At 38.3% G+C, this 818-nt stretch carries 1 protein-coding gene; it reads right to left on the bottom strand.

The features are described 5' to 3' along the window. Window positions 1-818, bottom strand: an 818-nt coding sequence (locus BSCG_RS00075; RefSeq protein ID WP_032849932.1) for an ISAs1 family transposase, incomplete at both ends; no start/stop codon positions are given.

Genomic DNA, 818 nt, shown 5'->3' with positions numbered 1-818 from the left:
TCAATAGACCAATGCTGCCTGATGGCAGATGCAATCTCCTCCGGTTTGGTATTATCAAGTGAAGTTACATAGTATCTGACCTCTTGAGTATATTCTCCTGTTGCTACTATTGTTCTCTCCGACTTTATCCCTACAATAGACTTCAACCCCACAAGTTTCTTCTTAAACATTTTCTCCATAATAGATCCATAACTGACTACAGTACATGTTCTTGTCTCAATCCTTCCATGTCCGGTGTTTTCCGACACATGCCTGGTGACTCTATTGATTATTTCATCTTTATCCTGATAATCGTCAATGATTTGTTTAGCTAGTTGATAATTTTTTTTCTTATTCTCCTTTATAGCTATAATATAATTTGCATCATGCTCAATAATGGTCTGGGTTATATCTTTCTGGCATCCCATCGCGTCAATTGTAACAATACAACCACTTAGTTCCAAAGAGTTAATTAACAATGGAATAGCTGTAATCTCATTGCTTTTATCATCTACTTTTACCTGACCTAAAGAAATTCCATTAGCGGCAGACCAGGCGGAAACCATCCATAATTTGAATCCTTCTTTTCCCGTAGTATGCTCTCCATCACATTGGCTTGGACCACGCATGAGCTTGCCATCTATAGCTACAACGCCTTTCACCTCCTGACAGACTTGTTTTACCCAGTTACGAAAGATCAACTCAAAATACTCGGGCTTTATTATACTGAAGAATCTATTAAAAGTATCATGACTGGGGATGAACTCCAGGTCAGGTATGCGACTTTTGAAAAAAGCAATTTTCGCATTGCCAAATTCCTCAATCTCATTCCAGGATTG

Source organism: Bacteroides sp. 2_2_4 (genome assembly GCF_000157055.1).
Taxonomy (GTDB): Bacteria; Bacteroidota; Bacteroidia; order Bacteroidales; family Bacteroidaceae; genus Bacteroides; species Bacteroides ovatus.
This window is presented reverse-complemented; position numbering and strand designations above follow the sequence as displayed.